Consider the following 16,430-nt stretch of genomic DNA (forward strand, 5'->3'; position numbering starts at 1 on the left):
TTCGATCCCATCATCATGCCGTCCCGGCGTCCGCCTGGCCAGCCGTGCGCTCGGTGGACGGCAGCGGGCACCCCAGGGTCCAGGCAACGGCGCTCAGCAGCTCCGCCTCCTCGGGGTCGATCCGGCCATCATGCTCGACGCAGCAGCTCATGGCCGCCAGCAGCGGGGCCCGCTCGGCCTGCACCAGGCGCGCCAGCCGCGCCATGGCCCAGTCGAGGTCGGAGGCGAGGGCCGGCTCGGCGACGAAGTCCAGGGGCACGCCCAGCACCGAGGAGAGCCGCTCGACGGCGACCCGCGCCTGCCCCGCGTCCTGCTGGCCGGCCCGCGCCAGCGTCGAGAGCAGCAGCGACAGTGGCCCGGCCAGGTCCGCCAGGTGCCGGTCGCGCCGGGCGCGCCGCTCCCCCTGGATGCCCTGGACCACCAGCCGGTGCAGGGCCCACTGCAGGGCACCGGCTTGCAGCTCCAGCGCCATCAGCCGGCTCAGGCAGGCCTGGAAGCGGGCATGCTGGGCCGCGGAGAGCTGGCGCAGCGCCGGGAGCGCCAGCTCGATCAGCGGCAGGCGCTGTCCGGGCGCCAGCCCTGCCAGCGGGACCTCGAGGGACTCGAGCTCGCCGAGCACCTCGGGCAGCGCCTGGCCTTCCAGGGCCTCACGCTGCCCCTGTCGGCTGCGCGGGTCGGCGCCCATCAGGATCCCGTAGACCAGTGCCCGGGCGGCGAAGGGCTCATGGGCGGCCTCGAACAGGCGCTCGTCGAGCTCGCCGAGGCGACGGCGGGTGCGGGCGATACCCTCGGCGCTCGGCCGACCCACGCTGGCCACCACCGCGGCGGCCAGCGCCCCCGAGGCCAGGGTCTCGGCACCTCGCGCCCCGCCGGGAGGAGAAGCACTGGACTGCCGGGGGCGTGGCGAGCGGATCGCCGGGGCCGGCGGCAGGCTGCCGTCCCAGTGGGGCAACACGCGGCGAATCCGCGCCGCCACCGGGGGATGGGTGGTGGTCAGGCGCGACAGGGAGCGCACGCCGCTGCCGAAGAAGAGGTGGCTGAACTCCGCGGCATGGGTGGCGAGCAGGCGTGAGCCGAGGCGATGGGCGGCCAGCACCTTCAGCGCCCCACCGATGCCCTCGGGGTTGCGGGTGAATTGCACGGCGCTGGCATCGGCCAGGAATTCGCGCTGGCGACTCACCGCGGCCTTGATCAGGTTGCCGCACAGGGTGCCGGCGTAGCCCATCACCATCAGCGACGCCCCCAGCCCCAGCACCGCGACATGACCCCTGCCCCGTCGCGAGCGCAGGCGACGACCGGTGCCCGAGGCATGCAGCAGCATGCGACCGATCAGGCCGATCACCAGGATGCCGTGGAGCAGCGCCACCAGCCGCAGGTTGAGCCGCATGTCGCCGTGGAGGATATGGCTGAACTCATGGGCGATCACCCCCTGCAGCTGGTCGCGGTCGAGGGCCTCGATGGCGCCGCGGGTGACCCCGATGGCCACGTCGTCGAGCTCGTGTCCGGCCGCGAAGGCGTTGATGGCCTGGTCCTCCAGCACGTAGACCAGCGGGACCGGCATGCCGGAGGCGATGGCCATCTCCTCCACCACATTGAGCAGCCGGCGCTCGTCCGCATCGCGGGTCTCCAGGTTGAGCGGGCGGCCCCCCAGGGCCTCGGCCACCGCACTGCCCCCGGCCCGCAGCTGCAGGTGGCGGACCAGGCTCCCCAGCCCCACCACCAGGATCACCGCCGTCGCCACCCCGACGAGCAGCCGCGGCTGCAGGGCGCGCGCCAGGGTATCGCCGGCGAAGGGAGCGCCGTCGAGCAGTACCACCGCGAGGGCCACCACCACGGAGGTGACGACGATCAGCGCCACCACCGCCAGCCCCAGCAGCAGGACCAGCCGCCCGGTCAGGCGCCGGGCGCGATCCTGGGCCGTGAAGAAGTCCACGGAGGCCGGCTCAGAAGCTCACCCGTGGCGCCGTCTGTATCTCGGCGCTGTCGGCGAACTCCAGCAGGGCCGCATCCTGCTTGTGGCCGAAGGAGCCGGCCAGCAGCACCGGAGGGAAGCTCTGCCGATAGGCGTTGTACTGCATCACCGCATCGTTGAAGGCCTGGCGGGCAAAGGCCACCCGGTTCTCGGTGCTGGTGAGGGTCTCGGATAACTGCTGCATGTTGTCGGAGGCCTTCAGGTCCGGGTAGGCCTCCATCACCACGTTGAGGCGTCCGAGGGCCGCGCCCAAGGCGCCCTCGGCGCCGGCCAGCTCGGCCATGGCGCCGGGCTCGCCCGGCCGCGCCGCCGCGTGCTGCAGGCCGACCTCGGCGGCGTTGCGCGCCTCGGTCACCGCCTGCAGGGTCTCGCGCTCGTGGCTCATGTAGGCCCGCGCGGTCTCCACCAGGTTGGGGATCAGGTCGTGGCGACGCTTGAGCTGCACCTCGATCTGGGCGAAGGCATTCTGGTAGCGATTCTTCAGCGTCACCAGCCGGTTGTAGATGGCCACGCCGTAGACCAGCAGGGCGCCCAGCAGCACGACGGGAATGATCAGCGAGAGGTCCATGGGGTCGTGGTTCCTTGTCGACAGGGGTAGGGGCCGCCAGGGGACGGTTGCGGTTAACCTTAAGCCTTGCCTGAAACGTCGTCGAGCGATGACCCGAAGAGCGGGCACTCCGGCGGCGCCGCCAGCGTCAGCGCCCCGGGACTGATGGCCACCCGGAATCCCCGTCGATGCAGGGGCTCGCCATCCAGGGTCACCGGCAGTGCCTCCTCTGCCTCGAAGGCGAGCCCGTCGGTGCGAAAGGCATCGACGTAGCGGCCCCGCTCGGGGCGCGACGCCAGCTCGCGGCGCATGGCGCGCAGCCGTGCCAGGGAGGCGACATCATGCAGCAGCAGCACGTCGAGCTGGCCATCGTCCAGCAAGGCGTCGGGCGTCAAGGCCTGGCCACCGCCCGACTGGCGACCGTTGCCGATGGCCAGCATGAAGACCTCGGCGCGGCGCTCGCCGCCCTCCCAGCGCAGCACCCCGGGATAGAGCCGGTAGTCCCAGGCCTTCACCGCACCGATCAGCGAGTAGGCGCCGCCACCGAGCAGGCGCTTGAGGGTCTTGGGGGTCGAGGAGGTGATCTCGGCCCCGAAGCCACAGGTGGCCATGTTGAGAAAGTGCCAGTCGTCCAGTCGCGGCACGTCGATGCGCCGCAGGGGAAGGTGCAGGGCCGAGGCCAGGGCGGACTCGGCGTCCAGCGGCAGACCCAGCGAAGTGGCCAGGTCGTTGGCGCTGCCCAGCGGCAGGATCCCCAGGCCGGGGCGCTGCTCGGGCGACAGACGCATCAGGCCGTTGACCACCTCGTTGAGCGTACCGTCACCGCCACCGGCGACCACCCGCTCCACCCCGTCGCGCCCGGCCTGCTCTGCCAGGCGGACGGCATCGCCCTGCTCCCAGGTAACCCTGACCTCGAGGTCGTCCCCCGCCTCGCGGCGGGCGAAGACCGCCTCCCTCACCGCCGGCAGCTGCGCCGACTTGCCATTGATAATCAGCCTGGGCATTCGCGTTCCTCTCGCCTGCTGCGTCCATCCTAATCATGACACCGCCACCGGATGACGGCGTACGCCCACTCATGCATCTCAATCATGCATGCCAATCAGCTTACGATTTCCCTACACTATCCGTCTTGCCGTCGCGTGCCGAACAGGGAGTGAGCATGATCGAACCGGCCTTTCTTCTCGCAGCCTTTCTCGGTGGCCTGACTGCCGTGATGCTGCGTCTACCACCCATGGTGGGCTTCCTCGCCGGTGGTTTCGTGCTCAATGCCCTGGGCTACGACAAGACCCCGTTGCTGGAGACCCTCGCCCACATCGGGGTCACCCTGCTGCTGTTCACCATCGGCCTGAAGCTCGACGTGCGCACCCTGCTGCGACGGGATGTGTGGGGGGGCGCCTCCCTGCACATGCTGGCTTCGACGCTGCTGATGGTGACACTGCTGTCGCTGTTCAAGTGGCTGGGGCTGGGCCTGCTGGATGACACGGGCTGGCACACCCTGGGCCTGCTGGGGTTCGCGCTCTCGTTTTCCAGCACCGTCTTCGTGGTCAAGGTACTGGAGAAGCGCAGCGAGACCCAGACCGCCTACGGGCGCCTGGCCATCGGCGTGCTGATCATGCAGGACATCTTTGCGGTGATCTTCATCACTGCCTCCACGGGGGAACTGCCAAGCCCCTGGGCCCTGGGCCTGGTGCTGCTGATTCCCCTGGCGCCCGCGCTGCGAGCCCTGCTCGACCGGCTCGGCCATGGCGAGATGCAGATGCTCTTCGGCATGCTGCTGGCCCTGGTGCTGGGCTACGCCCTCTTCGAGTCAGTGGGCGTGAAGGGGGACCTGGGGGCGCTGATCATCGGTCTGCTGCTGGCCCCCCACCCTGCGGCACAGACCCTGGCCCGCTCGATGTTCAGCCTCAAGGAGCTGCTGCTGGTGGGGTTCTTCCTGAGCATCGGACTGACGGCGATGCCCAGTACCGAGATGCTCGCCATTGCCATGCTGCTGGTGCTGATCCTGCCGTTGAAGAGCGTGATCTATCAGCTCGTCTTCATGCGCTTCCGGATGCGACATCGCACCTCGCTGCTGGCTACCCTCAGCCTGACCAACTATTCGGAATTCGGCCTCATCGTGGGCGCCATCGCGGTGTCCAGCCAGTGGCTACCGGAGGAGTGGCTGGTGGTGATTTCACTGGCGGTGGCGCTGAGCTTCGGGTTCTCGTCGATACTCAACGGCTTCAGCGAGCGACTCTACCGCTGGCTGGAGCCTCGGCTCCCGCAGGTCGCCGTCGATGAGCTTTCGCCGAGTGACCGCCCGATCGAGGTCGGCGACGCCGAGGCCGTGGTGCTGGGCATGGGGCGCATCGGGCGCAGCGTCTACCGTCGCCTGCAGAAGGAGTACGGGCTGCGCGTGCTGGGCATCGACAGCAACCCCCAGAGCGTCAAGAAGCTGGGGGCGCGGGGCTTCAATATCCTCGAGGGCGATGCCGTCGACTCGGACTTCTGGGACAAGCTGCTGATGTCCCATGGCGTCCAGATGGTGGTGCTGGCCATGCCGCACCATGCGGGCAACCTCTTCGCGCTGAAGCAGCTGCGCTCCCGGAAGTTCCCGGGCAAGATCACCGCCGTGGTGGAATACCCCGAGGAGATCGACCCGATCCGCGAGCTGGGGGCCAATGCGGTCTTCCACGTCTATGACGAGGCCGGCCGGGCACTGGCCGACAGCGCCGCCGAGGAGGCCGGGGTGGTCTCTCGCGCCAGCCAGTTGGGGTGAGCGACTTGCCCCCCCGGGGCGCTTCTCGAGATACTCGGGCCCTGGCGTGATGCCGAATGCCCTCATCCAGGCCCTTCGGGGCATGGAACATGACCGCTCCCTATCAGACTGGAACTCGCCACCCATGGACGACGTCTTCGCCTTCATCGGCAACGCCTTCGGGGAATTCATCCGCTTCATCGTCGATGGCCTCATCGGCTTCTTCACGGGCATCGACGACGCGGCCCGCAGCTTCATGCAGGGGCTCTCCGAGTCGCTGGGCATCGCCCCCACGCTGATCAGCCTGGTGGTGCTGGTGATCGGCCTGTGGCTGCTGTGGAAGGGGGTCGCCGCGCTGATGCGCCGCGCCATCGTCGCCACCTTGATCTGGTGGCTGCTGGGAGTGACAGTGCTGAGCTGGCTGATCAACTGACCCCTCCCTAATGCCACGTGCCGCCCTTTAGGCGGCACGTTTTTTTTTGCATCAGGGAAGGAGGAATTTCCGTAGCGAGCGAAGTTAGGCTGGCCGCCGCCGGAGCGCAGCTGCCGAAGTGTAGCCCACTACATGAGGAGACGACCGGGCCGGCGCACCGGCACCGCCGGCGGCCAGCTTCTTTTATCAATAGCCCGAGCGCAGCAGGAAATTACCCTTTCCTCATCAGGCCAGGGCCTTCTCCACCACCTCATAGACGTTCGGCGAGAGCTCCTCGGCGCGGATACGCTCGAGTTCGCCCTTCATCAGCTCCTGGCGGGCCTCGTCGAAGCGCGCCCAGCGCGTCAGCGGGGTGACCAGGCGGGCGGCGATCTCCGGATTGAGGCGGTTGAGCTCGATCACGGTGTCGGCCAGCAGCCGGTAGCCCGCCCCGTCGGCGCGGTGGAAGTTGACCGGGTTCTGGTTGGCGAAGGTGCCGATCAGCGCCCGCACCTTGTTGGGATTCTTCAGCGAGAAGGCCGGGTGCTGCATCAGGAAGGTGACGCGGTCGAGCACGTCCGGTTGCGGACGGGTTACCTGGATGGCGAACCACTGGTCCATCACCAGGGGGTCGTGGGCCCAGGTCTCGCCGAAGGCCTTGAGGGCCGGGTCGGCGATGTCGCCGCGGGAGCTGTGCACCAGCAGGGTCAGGGCATGGCGCACGTCGGTCATGTTGTGGTCCGCCTCGAACTGCTCGCGGGCGAGTTCCAGTCCCGTCTCGTCCTCGATGGCCATGAGGTAGGAGAGCGCCACGTTCTTCAGGCTGCGCGCGGCGATCTGCTCGGGCTCCGGCACATAGGGGGCGTCGTCCTGGTGCTCGCGGTAGACGCGCAGGAAGTCGTCACGCAGCGCCAGGGCAAGGCTCTGCTTGACGAAGGTGCGGGCAGCATGGATGGCATCCACGTCGACCAGCGGCTGCTGCTCGGCGATATAGGCCTCGGAGGGCAGGGTCAGCATCTGGGCCAGCACTGCCTTGTCGTCGGTCTCGGACGCCAGCAGCACGCGGAAGGCCTCGGTGACCCGCGGGTCCATCACCTTCTCGACGCCGTTGCGATGGGCCGCGATCAGGTCGTCCAGGGCCAGCAGGGTCAGGCGCTGACCGGCGTCCCAGCGGTTGAAGCCATCGGAGTCGTGGGCCTGCAGGAACGCCAGGTCCTCGCGGCCATAGGGGAAGTGCAGCTTCACCGGCGCCGAGAAGCCGCGCAGCAGCGAGGGCACCGGGGCCTCGCTGACATCGGTGAAGAGGAACTCCTGCTCCTCCTCGCGCAGGTGGATCACCGTATCGGTACCAAGCGTTTCGCCCTCCAGGGTCAGCGGCAGGTCACGGCCGGACTTGGTGCCCACCAGGCCCAGGCGGACCGGGATATGCAGGGCCTGCTTGTCCGGCTGGCCCGGGGTCGCCGGGGTGCGTTGGCGCAGGATGAGGCGATACTCGGCGTTGGCGTAGTCGTACTCGCCGTGGGCGTCGATCTCGGGGGTCCCCGCCTGGGAGTACCAGAGCATGAACTGGGAGAGGTCCTGGCCCGAGGCCTCGGCCATGCAGCCCACGAAGTCCTCGATGGTCACGGCCTGGCCGTCGAAGCGTTCGAAGTAGAGGTCGCTGCCGCGGCGGAAGGCCTCCTTCCCCACCAGGTTCGAGAGCATGCGCACGATCTCCGCGCCCTTCTCGTAGATGGTCAGGGTGTAGAAGTTGCCGATCTCGATGTAGTGGTCGGGGCGCACCGGGTGGGCGGTGGGACCGGCGTCCTCGGCGAACTGGGCGGTGCGGAAGAAGGAGACGTCCTCGATGCGCTTGACCGGCGCCGAGTTGGTATCCGCCGAGAAGCACTGGTCACGGAACACCGTGAAGCCCTCCTTCAGGGAGAGCTGGAACCAGTCGCGACAGGTGACCCGGTTGCCGGACCAGTTGTGGAAGTACTCGTGGGCGACGATGCCCTCGACGCGCTGGAAGGCCGCATCGGTGGCGGTGTGGGGATGGGTCAGCACCGCGGCCGAGTTGAAGATGTTGAGCCCCTTGTTCTCCATGGCGCCCATGTTGAAGTCGTTGACCGCCACGACCATGAAGAGGTCCAGGTCGTACTCGCGCCCATAGGTCTCCTCGTCCCAGCGCATGGCACGCTTGAGCGAGGCCATGGCGTGGTCGGTCTTGTCGAGGTTCTCCTCCTCGACCCAGATCTGCAGGGTGACGTCACGCCCGCTCATGGTGGTGAAGGTATCCTCGACCTTGCGCAGGTCACCGGCCACCAGGGCGAACAGGTAGCTAGGCTTGGGGTGCGGATCTTCCCAGGTGACGAAGTGGCGACCCCCGGGCAGCTCGCCGCGCTCCACCGGGTTGCCGTTGGAGAGCAGCACCGGCTCGCGCTGGGCGTCACCGATCACCGTGGTGGAGAAGGTCGCCATGACGTCGGGGCGATCCGGATAGAAGGTGATCCGACGAAAACCCTCGGCCTCGCACTGGGTGCAGAACATGCCGCTCGAGCGATAGAGCCCCGACAGCGCCGTGTTGCCATCGGGGGCGATCTCGACCTCGGTGTCGAGCAGGAAGGCCTCCGGTACCCGGTGCACGACCAGCCCCGCCTCGCCGACCTCGAACTCGTCCTGCTCCAGGGGCTGACCGTCGATGGCGATAGCCTTGAGCGACAGCTGCTCGCCGTCGAGCGCCAGGGGGGCCCCGGCCTTGCGCGCCGGGTGGCGCTCGACGTGCAGGCGCGCCTTGACCCGGGTGGCATCCGGGTCGAGGTCGAAGGTCAGTTCGGTACGGGTCACGCGGTAGGCGGGTGGACGGTAGTCACTCAGGTAGATCGGTTGCGGTTCTGACATCGAGGATGGCTCCTGTCGGTGATTGCCATCCATTGTACGGCGCCCCGTGCCCGGAGCTCAAAGCAATGCGACCCGCCGTGGTGATCAGCGCACGGCGACCGGCTCGGGGCGCGACAGGACCCAGGCGCCCACCAGGCAGAGGCCGGCGATGAGCGATAGCTTAAGCCACCAGAGGCTCACGGTGAGGGCCAGCACCAGCATCGAGACGCCCAGCATGGCGGTGGCGAGCCACTTCGCATGGCGGGGAATCGCCCGCTCGCACTCCCAGGCCACCACGGCGGGGCCGAAGCGGGGATGCTCGCGGATCCAGGCGGCAAAGCGCGGGGAGCCCTTCGAGGCCGCCCAGACCGCCAGCAGCATGAAGCAGGTGGTCGGCAGCAGCGGCAGGAAGGCACCCACCACGCCCAACCCGAAGCTGACCCAGGCCAGGGCCATGAAGGCGACACGACGAACGACGGGCATCGATCGCTCACTCCCGATAGTCAGGTATCCCGTACATTGAAGAGCATTCTGCCTTCCCGTGCCAATCGCCAGCGCCTATGGCCGCCATCGCCGTGACCTGGATCAAGGCGCCAACGCGGCCGTCAGTCGCGGAAGTTGTCGAACTGCAGCGGCAGGTCGGGGCCGCCCTCCCCGCGCAGCAGGGCCATGACGGCCTGGAGGTCATCGCGCTTCTTGCCGGTGACCCGGACCTTCTCGCCCTGGACCTGGGCCTGGACCTTCAGCTTGCTCTCCTTGATGCGCTTGACGACGCCCTTGGCCTCCTTCTGGTCGAGCCCCTGCTTGAGGGTCACCTCCTGGCGGGCGCGGACCCCGGAGAGCACCGGCTCCTGGACGTCCATGCAGCGGGCGTCGATGCCGCGCGCGATGAGCTTGTTGCGCAGCACGTCGAGCATCTGCTTGAGCTGGAAGTCGACCTCGGCCTCCAGCGAGACCGTCTCGCCGTTGAGCTCGAAGCTCGCGGTGACCCCCTTGAAGTCGAAGCGGGTCTGGATCTCACGGTTGGCCTGGTCCACGGCGTTGCTGGCTTCGTGCTTGTCGAACTCGGAAACGATGTCGAAGGAGGGCATGGGCATGTCCTGCTGATTGGATGGTCGGTGGTGAAGGGGCGAATGGCGCGATTCTATCAGCCCTCGCGGGCCCGCGCGGCCCCCCGCTCGGCCTGCAGCGGTTTCGCCATCTGCCAGCCCGCACAGCCGTCCTCGTAGTAGTCGCCGAGCCAGCGCTCCGGGCGGAAGCCCATGCGCCGGTAGAGTCCCAGCGCGATCTGGTTGTCGGCGCGCACCTCGAGCCCCAGCACCTCGGCATCGCGCGCCAGCGCCTCGGCCTCCAGCGCCTCCAGCAGCCGTCGGCCCAGGCCGCTGCCGCGCGCGTCGGGATGCACGCAGAAGGAGTAGAGCCGGGCCCGGCGGGTGCCGCGACGAAACAGCAGGGTACCGTAGCCCAGCAGCTGCGGGGGCCCGCCGTCGGGAGGGCGCAGCTCGGCGACCAGCGTCAGGGCATGCGCACGGTTGAGCAGGTGCCAGAGCTGGCGGCGACTGAAGCGGTCGCCGCTGAAGGCCACCTGCTCCAGGCGGTAGAGGGCATCCAGGTCGCGCCCCAGGGCCTGGCGCAGGGTGACGGTCATGGTGAATCTCCGGAAATCTCGGGACGATTGTGATCATGGCCAATATCGCTGTCACCGGCGTCGACCATGAAATCTTTTCACCCGAACGACGGCTTGCCGGGGAGCGGGCTCAGGGGCATGCTGGCCGCATTCCGGCGGCACCCCGCCGCCCAGCACGGAACCCCCATCATGTGTCCGCTGCGCATCGTCGTCGACCGCCTGGAAGACTGGCGGCCCTACTATCCCTCCGAGGACCTGATCACCGCCGACGACTTCCTCTCCCAGGACCGGCAACATGGCATCGGTGACGACCAGGCGCGCACCACCCACGTGATCAACCTGTGCAGCGAGCTGGACTACCTGGGGACGGGCTACTACGTGTCTCTGCTGGCCCAGGCCCGGGGGCAGCGGGTACTGCCCGCGGTCGAGACCCTCAATGCCCTCGGGCGCAAGGCGCTGGTCGACCTTGAGCTCGACGGTCTGGCGCCGCTGCTCGGCGACCTGACGCGCCGCGGCTCGCTGCCCGGCGACCGGCTGACCCTGCGTGTGCTGTTCGGCGAGTGCCGGGAGCCCGGCCTGGCCAGGCTGGCGCGCCGGCTCTTCGAGCGACTGCCCTGCCCGTTGCTCGAGGCCCGCCTGGTGCGTCGCCAGGACGCCTGGCACCTGTCGCGCCTCAAGCCGCTGCGCCTGCGCGATCTGGCCCCGGAAGAGCAGGACCTGTTCGCCACGGCCCTCAATCGGCACTCCCGCAAAGTATGGCGCACGCCCAAGGCACGCCGCCGCTACCGTTTCGACCTGGCGATCCTGGTCGACCCGCAGGAGGCCCTGCCCCCCAGCAACCGCGGCGCGCTGAAGGCCTTCATCCGCGCCGGACGCCGGCTCGGCATCGATGTCTCGCTGGTCACCCGCAAGGATGCCGGCCGGCTCGCCGAGTTCGACGGCCTGTTCATCCGCGAGACGACCGCCCTCGATCACCACACCTACCGCATGGCCCGGCGGGCGGAACACGAGGGGCTGGTGGTGATCGATGCGCCCCGGGACATCCTGCGCTGTACCAACAAGGTCTACCTGCACGCCCTGCTGCGGGCCCGGGGCGTCCCGGCACCGGCGGGCATCCTGCTCAAGCGCGGCGACCGCCGAGCCCTGGAGGACCGGGTCGCCGGCCTCGGCTTCCCGATGGTGCTCAAGATTCCCGACGGTGCCTTCTCCCGGGGCATCGTCAAGGTCGAGTCATTGCAGCAGCTCGAACACGAGGCCGGCCGGCTGTTCGCCACCTCGGCCCTGCTGCTGCTCCAGGAGTGGCTGCCCACCGAGTACGACTGGCGGATCGGCGTGCTCGATGGCCAGGTGCTGTTCGCCAGCCGCTACTACATGGCCCGCGGCCACTGGCAGATCTACGACCATTCCGGCGCCCGGGTGAAGAGCGGCGGCTTCACCACCCATGACCCCGCCGAGGTCCCCCCGGCGGTGATCCGGGCGGCGCTCAAGGCCTGTCGGCTGATCGGTGACGGCTTCTATGGCGTGGATCTCAAGCAGGCCGGCGACCGGGTGGTGGTGATCGAGGTCAACGACAACCCCAACGTGGACGCCGGCATCGAGGATGCCGTGCTCGGCCGCGCGCTCTACGAGCGCATCATGCGGGTCTTCCTGGCCCGCATGGAGGCCCGGGTGCGCGAACGGGCGTGAGCCCCGGGAGGCTGACGCCCGCCAAGTTGTGGCGTATGCTGTCGTTTTCCTGGACAAGCCTTGTACAACTCATGGAGCCCCGATGAACGATCGCGACACCCGCCACCAGCAGGCCATGCAGAAACTCAAGTCCCGCGTCTACGAGAAGGTCGCCGAGGCCACCGAGCAGCGCGGGCTGCTGCTGGTCTTCACCGGCAACGGCAAGGGCAAGACCACCGCCGCCTGGGGCACCGTGACCCGCACCCTGGGCTACGGCTACCGGGTCGGGGTAGTGCAGTTCATCAAGGGGCTCTGGGAGTGCGGCGAGCGCGAGCGGCTGGCGGAGGATCCCAACCTCGAGGTGGCCATCATGGCCACCGGCTTCACCTGGGACACCCAGGACCGCGAGGCCGACACCCGGGCCTGCCGCGAGGTATGGGCCGAGGCCGAGCGGATGCTCGCCGACCCGGACGTCTACCTGGTGGTACTCGACGAGATCACCTACATGCTCAAGTTCGGATACCTGGATGTAGAGACGGTGAAGCGCGCGCTGGAGAACCGTCCCGCCGAGCAGACGGTGATCGTCACCGGCCGCAACGCCCACCGGGAGCTCACCGCCATGGCCGATACCGTCACCGAGATGCAGGAGGTGCGCCACGCCTTCAACAGCGGGCTCCAGGCGCGCCGCGGCATCGACTATTGACCTTATTATTTTCAATCACTTAACGGAAAACGATTCACGAACGTCGTTGCCAGGCAACACTTAACTGACTGATTTTAAAGACTTGCCGTCACCTCCGCGATAACCGTCTCCTCATGGCGACGGTTATCGCCTCCCCCGATGTGCCCGACCCCGGCCAACGGGCTGCCACCCTTCCCCAACCAATTGATAACGCCATCTTTTATGAAGATGGCATGCGCCTTGCTTTCTGACTGGATCGAAAAGGAGAGGATGCGTGGCCGCCCGCCGAGGGCGGCCACCCCGGTCATCGAGCAAGGAGACAGCGATCATGAGAATCACCATCTTCGGTTCCGGCTATGTGGGCCTGGTCACCGGCGCCTGCCTGGCCGATGTCGGCCATGACGTGATGTGCGTCGACGTGGATGCGGACAAGGTGGCCCGGCTCGAGGCCGGCGAGGTGCCGATCTACGAGCCCGGGCTGGAGAGCCTGATCCGCCAGAACCGGGCGGCCGGTCGCCTGCACTTCACCACCGATGCCGAGAAGGCGGTGGCCTTCGGCCTGCTGCAGTTCATCGCCGTGGGGACTCCCTCGGACGAGGACGGCAGCGCCGACCTGCGCCATGTGCTCAAGGTCGCCGAGACCATCGGTCACCACATGGATGGCTACCGCATCATCGTCGACAAGTCGACGGTGCCGGTCGGCACCGCCAGCCGGGTGGAACGGGCCATCGCCGCCGAGCTCGACCGCCGCGGGGTCGAACTGGACTTCGATGTCTGCTCCAACCCCGAATTCCTCAAGGAAGGCGCGGCCATCGAGGACTTCTCCAAGGGCGCGCGGATCGTGGTCGGCACCGACTCGGAGCGTGTCCGCAGCGCCATGCGCGAATGCTATGCCCCCTACAGCCGCCAGAAGGACAAGCTGATGTTCATGGGGGTGCGCAGCGCCGAGCTGACCAAGTACGCCGCCAACGCCATGCTCGCCACCAAGATCAGCTTCATCAACGAGATCGCCAACCTCTCCGAGCGACTGGGCGCCGACATCGAGGAGGTGCGCCACGGCATCGGCAGCGACCCGCGCATCGGCTACCACTTCATCTACCCGGGCTGCGGCTACGGTGGCTCCTGCTTCCCCAAGGACGTCAAGGCGCTGGCCCATACCGCCGAGGAGATCGGCCACCCCGCCGAGATGATCGCCGCCGTGGAGCGCGTCAACGCGCGCCAGAAGAGCCGCCTGTTCGAGATGCTCTGCCAGGCCTTCAACGGCCAGCTGGCCGGCAAGACCATCGCGCTGTGGGGGCTGGCCTTCAAGCCCAATACCGACGACATGCGCGAGGCTCCCAGCCGGGCGCTGATGGAGGCCCTTTGGGAGGCCGGCGCCCGGGTCCAGGCCTTCGACCCCGAGGCCGCCGGGGAGTGTCGCCGGATCTATGGCGAGCGCGACGACCTGAGGCTGGCCAGCCAGCGCAACGAGGCCCTGGAGGGCGCCGATGCCCTGGTGATCTGCACCGAGTGGAAGGCCTTTCGCACCGTGGATTTCGCCGAGCTGCGCGAGTCGCTCGCCTCGCCGGTGCTGGTCGACGGCCGCAACCTCTTCCACCCCGAGACCGTCAAGGCCGCAGGCCTCGCCTACTACGCCATCGGCCGGGGTGACTCCGTACGTCCCGTGCTCGCCTGAGGGGAGTCGAGATGTCGAACACACCTGACGATCGCTCCGTCGCCAGCAAGGTGACGGAGGTCGCGACCTTCATCCTCGGGATCGCCCTGCTGATCGTGGTGATCGACGGGCTGCCGCTGGATGTCTTCTCCACCGAGTCGAAGAGCTTCTTCTTCGCCATCGGGGCGGTGGGCATCTGGCGCTACAGCTGGTGGCTGATCCAGGCGCTGCGTTCGGTCTGGTACAACCGCCGGATCTTCCCGCGCCTGCGGGCCGAGGCCGATGCCGCGGGGGAGCAGGCGCTCCCCCCGGAGCTCTATGTGCTCTGCACCTCCTTCCGCATCGAGCCCGAGGTCAGCTTCCAGGTCTACGACGCCCTGGTGCGCGAGGTCGCCGACTATGGGGTGCCCACCACCATCTTCGCCTCGCTGTCGGACCGCACCGACGTGGACGTCATCACCCACGTCATGGACGACAACGGCTGGCCCGAGAACATCGAGCTGCGCTACATGTTCCAGAAGGGCGACGGCAAGCGCTCGGCCATGGCCGAGGTGCTGCGCGCCATCTCGCGGCGCATGCCGGCACCGGGCGCCCTGCTGGTCTCCATGGACGGCGACATCCGGCTGGAGCCGGGCACCCTGTCGCGCTCGCTGTCGTTCTTCAGCGTCCAGGAGGACCTGGGCGCCCTGACCACCAACAACAGCGCCATCGTCACGGGGGGCGACGCCACCAAGGAGTGGTACGACATCCGCTACGCCCAGCGCCACCTGGTGATGAGCTCGATGTCGGTCTCCCGGCGCCTGCTGGTGCTGACCGGCCGCTACAGCGCCTTCCGGGCCGACCTGGCGACCCAGCCCGGCTTCATCGAACTGGTGGAGAACGACCACGTCGACCACTGGCGCTTCGGCACCTTCAAGTTCCTCTCCGGCGACGACAAGTCGACCTGGTACTGGCTGCTGAAGAACGGCTGGCGGATGCTCTACATCCCGGACGTGCACGTCTCGGGCTTCGAGGAACTGCCCGACCGTAAGCGCTTCTTCAAGTCGACCACCGACCTGATGCGCCGCTGGTACGGCAACATGCTGCGCACCAGCAATCGGGCCATCGCCCTGGGGCCGCGGCCCATGGGCCTGTTCACCTGGTGGAGCCTGGTCGACCAGCGGCTCTCCATGTGGACCACCCTGATCGGCCCCACGGTGGCCATCCTGGTGACCCTGTTCATCCGCCCCTCATTCATCTTCGCCTATGCCCTGTGGATCCTCTTCACCCGCGGCATCGTGACGCTGATCCTGGCCTGGCAGCACGGGCGATTCAGCCTGCTGTGGGTACCCCTGATCTACTACAACCAGGTGTGGGGGGCCCTGCTCAAGACCTATGTCAGCTTCCGCTTCAATCGCCAGAAGTGGTCGCGTCAGGGCATCTCCGCAGGGGAACCCAACGACCCGGTGGCCGTGAAGCGCCAGCGGCGCATGGGCCATGTGCTGCACGGTTTTGCCTACGGGGTACTGCTCTACGTGCTGATACTCGCCACCGGCGTCCTGCAGCCCCCGGATCGCACCTCGCTGTCCATCCTCACCGGTGGCGGCGCCACGCAGGCGCAGTCGCGGGTGGACGACCGCTGGCTGTCGCTGGCCATTGCCGATGCCCCGGAGGGAGGCAGCGTGCAGCTGCCGGCCGGTGACTTCCACCTCGACGACGACCTGCTGGAGGCGCTCGAAGGGCTCGACCGCCCCCGGGCCGGCCACCTGCTGGGCGCGGCACGGGACACTACCCGCCTGATCGTCACGCCCGAGCTGGCCCGCCACCTGCGCGATAGCCGCGGACGCCCCATCGCCGAGGCGGCGGCCTGCCCGCAGCCCGACGGCTGCACCCTGGAGCTTGAGCACCACTCGATGCGCTTCAAGGACCTGCAGATCCGCGTGGAAACCGGCCGTTCCGGCGACGCCGTGGCGTCGGCCAAACAACAGAGCAAGGAGAACGCAAAGGATGTCTGACCATCATTCCGACATGAACGGCATCGAGCGCAACGAGCCGACCCTGGGCCCGGGCGCCCCCCGCGGCGCCGGACCTGCCGGCAGCCCGACGGGCCGCCACGAGGCACCGGGTGAGCGGATCCACCACGAGCGGCGCGACGAGCGCCGGTTCATCCGCGTCTCGCCGCCCTTCCGGGTCCGCTTCGAGGATGGCCAGGAACTCCCCGGCGTCGATGTCTCGGTGGGCGGCTTCGCCGTTCGCACCTCGCGTCCGCTGCGCCAGGGCGAGCGCCTCTCGGCCT

General features: G+C 68.4%; 14 protein-coding genes. 7 read left to right on the plus strand and 7 right to left on the minus strand.

What is annotated here, in order from left to right:
• Nucleotides 1–13 precede the first annotated feature (13 nt).
• From SCI24_RS11460 to yegS, 3 genes are read right to left on the minus strand one after another with little or no spacing between them, the layout of a single operon-like run.
• Nucleotides 14–1,933 (minus strand): M48 family metallopeptidase, encoded by a 1,920-nt coding sequence (locus SCI24_RS11460; RefSeq protein ID WP_318725497.1) that lies wholly within the window; start codon nucleotides 1,931–1,933, stop codon nucleotides 14–16.
• A 10-nt stretch (nucleotides 1,934–1,943) separates the two neighbouring features.
• Nucleotides 1,944–2,540 (minus strand): LemA family protein, encoded by a 597-nt coding sequence (locus tag SCI24_RS11465; RefSeq protein ID WP_318725498.1) that lies wholly within the window; start codon nucleotides 2,538–2,540, stop codon nucleotides 1,944–1,946.
• 59 nt (nucleotides 2,541–2,599) lie between these two features.
• On the minus strand, nucleotides 2,600–3,523 hold the full coding sequence (gene yegS / locus SCI24_RS11470; RefSeq protein WP_318725499.1) for a lipid kinase YegS: 924 nt from the start codon (nucleotides 3,521–3,523) through the stop codon (nucleotides 2,600–2,602).
• A 155-nt stretch (nucleotides 3,524–3,678) separates the two neighbouring features.
• Here yegS and SCI24_RS11475 point away from each other — a divergent pair, with 155 nt between their 5' ends.
• Nucleotides 3,679–5,277 carry a cation:proton antiporter family protein gene (locus SCI24_RS11475; RefSeq protein WP_318725500.1) on the plus strand — a complete coding sequence of 533 codons (1,599 nt, stop codon included), beginning with the start codon at nucleotides 3,679–3,681 and terminating at the stop codon, nucleotides 5,275–5,277.
• A gap of 124 nt (nucleotides 5,278–5,401) precedes the next feature.
• Complete coding sequence (locus SCI24_RS11480; RefSeq protein WP_318725501.1) at nucleotides 5,402–5,689, plus strand: hypothetical protein; 288 nt, start codon at nucleotides 5,402–5,404, stop codon at nucleotides 5,687–5,689.
• Nucleotides 5,690–5,914: 225 nt separating this feature from the next.
• Here SCI24_RS11480 and pepN read toward each other — a convergent pair whose 3' ends face one another.
• The 4 genes from pepN to SCI24_RS11500 all read right to left on the minus strand — a co-directional run bounded on the left by pepN (nucleotide 5,915) and on the right by SCI24_RS11500 (nucleotide 10,175).
• Nucleotides 5,915–8,548: an aminopeptidase N gene (gene pepN, locus SCI24_RS11485; RefSeq protein WP_318725502.1), complete on the minus strand. Its 2,634-nt coding sequence runs from the start codon at nucleotides 8,546–8,548 to the stop codon at nucleotides 5,915–5,917.
• 84 nt (nucleotides 8,549–8,632) lie between these two features.
• Entirely contained in the window at nucleotides 8,633–9,010 is a 378-nt protein-coding gene (locus SCI24_RS11490) for a YbaN family protein (RefSeq protein WP_318725503.1), read from the minus strand.
• Between the two features lie 122 nt (nucleotides 9,011–9,132).
• Nucleotides 9,133–9,618: a YajQ family cyclic di-GMP-binding protein gene (locus tag SCI24_RS11495; protein ID WP_318725504.1), complete on the minus strand. Its 486-nt coding sequence runs from the start codon at nucleotides 9,616–9,618 to the stop codon at nucleotides 9,133–9,135.
• 56 nt (nucleotides 9,619–9,674) lie between these two features.
• Nucleotides 9,675–10,175 carry an N-acetyltransferase gene (locus SCI24_RS11500; RefSeq protein WP_318725505.1) on the minus strand — a complete coding sequence of 167 codons (501 nt, stop codon included), beginning with the start codon at nucleotides 10,173–10,175 and terminating at the stop codon, nucleotides 9,675–9,677.
• A 168-nt stretch (nucleotides 10,176–10,343) separates the two neighbouring features.
• On the opposite strand from SCI24_RS11500, the gene SCI24_RS11505 reads away from it, so the two are divergent.
• The 5 genes from SCI24_RS11505 to SCI24_RS11525 form a co-directional block, all read left to right on the plus strand.
• Entirely contained in the window at nucleotides 10,344–11,840 is a 1,497-nt protein-coding gene (locus SCI24_RS11505) for a RimK family protein (protein ID WP_318725510.1), read from the plus strand.
• 82 nt (nucleotides 11,841–11,922) lie between these two features.
• Nucleotides 11,923–12,522 carry a cob(I)yrinic acid a,c-diamide adenosyltransferase gene (cobO, locus tag SCI24_RS11510; protein WP_318725506.1) on the plus strand — a complete coding sequence of 200 codons (600 nt, stop codon included), beginning with the start codon at nucleotides 11,923–11,925 and terminating at the stop codon, nucleotides 12,520–12,522.
• 307 nt (nucleotides 12,523–12,829) lie between these two features.
• Nucleotides 12,830–14,176 (plus strand): UDP-glucose/GDP-mannose dehydrogenase family protein, encoded by a 1,347-nt coding sequence (locus SCI24_RS11515; protein WP_318725507.1) that lies wholly within the window; start codon nucleotides 12,830–12,832, stop codon nucleotides 14,174–14,176.
• 11 nt (nucleotides 14,177–14,187) lie between these two features.
• Nucleotides 14,188–16,149 carry a glycosyltransferase gene (locus tag SCI24_RS11520; protein ID WP_318725508.1) on the plus strand — a complete coding sequence of 654 codons (1,962 nt, stop codon included), beginning with the start codon at nucleotides 14,188–14,190 and terminating at the stop codon, nucleotides 16,147–16,149.
• On the plus strand, nucleotides 16,142–16,430 hold a 289-nt coding region (locus SCI24_RS11525), incomplete at its 3' end, for a PilZ domain-containing protein (RefSeq protein WP_412929604.1). The genes SCI24_RS11520 and SCI24_RS11525, both read left to right, overlap by 8 nt.

It is taken from the genome of Halomonas sp., from assembly GCF_033549285.1.
Classification (GTDB): domain Bacteria; phylum Pseudomonadota; class Gammaproteobacteria; order Pseudomonadales; family Halomonadaceae; genus Halomonas.

What these genes read in the sequence shown, in the direction of transcription:
- SCI24_RS11465 (WP_318725498.1), bottom strand. Translation starts at nt 2,540, where the DNA reads ATGGACCTCTCGCTGATCATTCCCGTCGTGCTGCTGGGCGCCCTGCTG.
- yegS (WP_318725499.1), bottom strand. Translation starts at nt 3,523, where the DNA reads ATGCCCAGGCTGATTATCAATGGCAAGTCGGCGCAGCTGCCGGCGGTG.
- SCI24_RS11475 (WP_318725500.1), top strand. Translation starts at nt 3,679, where the DNA reads ATGATCGAACCGGCCTTTCTTCTCGCAGCCTTTCTCGGTGGCCTGACT.
- SCI24_RS11480 (WP_318725501.1), top strand. Translation starts at nt 5,402, where the DNA reads ATGGACGACGTCTTCGCCTTCATCGGCAACGCCTTCGGGGAATTCATC.
- pepN (WP_318725502.1), bottom strand. Translation starts at nt 8,548, where the DNA reads ATGTCAGAACCGCAACCGATCTACCTGAGTGACTACCGTCCACCCGCC.
- SCI24_RS11490 (WP_318725503.1), bottom strand. Translation starts at nt 9,010, where the DNA reads ATGCCCGTCGTTCGTCGTGTCGCCTTCATGGCCCTGGCCTGGGTCAGC.
- SCI24_RS11495 (WP_318725504.1), bottom strand. Translation starts at nt 9,618, where the DNA reads ATGCCCTCCTTCGACATCGTTTCCGAGTTCGACAAGCACGAAGCCAGC.
- SCI24_RS11500 (WP_318725505.1), bottom strand. Translation starts at nt 10,175, where the DNA reads ATGACCGTCACCCTGCGCCAGGCCCTGGGGCGCGACCTGGATGCCCTC.
- SCI24_RS11505 (WP_318725510.1), top strand. Translation starts at nt 10,344, where the DNA reads ATGTGTCCGCTGCGCATCGTCGTCGACCGCCTGGAAGACTGGCGGCCC.
- cobO (WP_318725506.1), top strand. Translation starts at nt 11,923, where the DNA reads ATGAACGATCGCGACACCCGCCACCAGCAGGCCATGCAGAAACTCAAG.
- SCI24_RS11515 (WP_318725507.1), top strand. Translation starts at nt 12,830, where the DNA reads ATGAGAATCACCATCTTCGGTTCCGGCTATGTGGGCCTGGTCACCGGC.
- SCI24_RS11520 (WP_318725508.1), top strand. Translation starts at nt 14,188, where the DNA reads ATGTCGAACACACCTGACGATCGCTCCGTCGCCAGCAAGGTGACGGAG.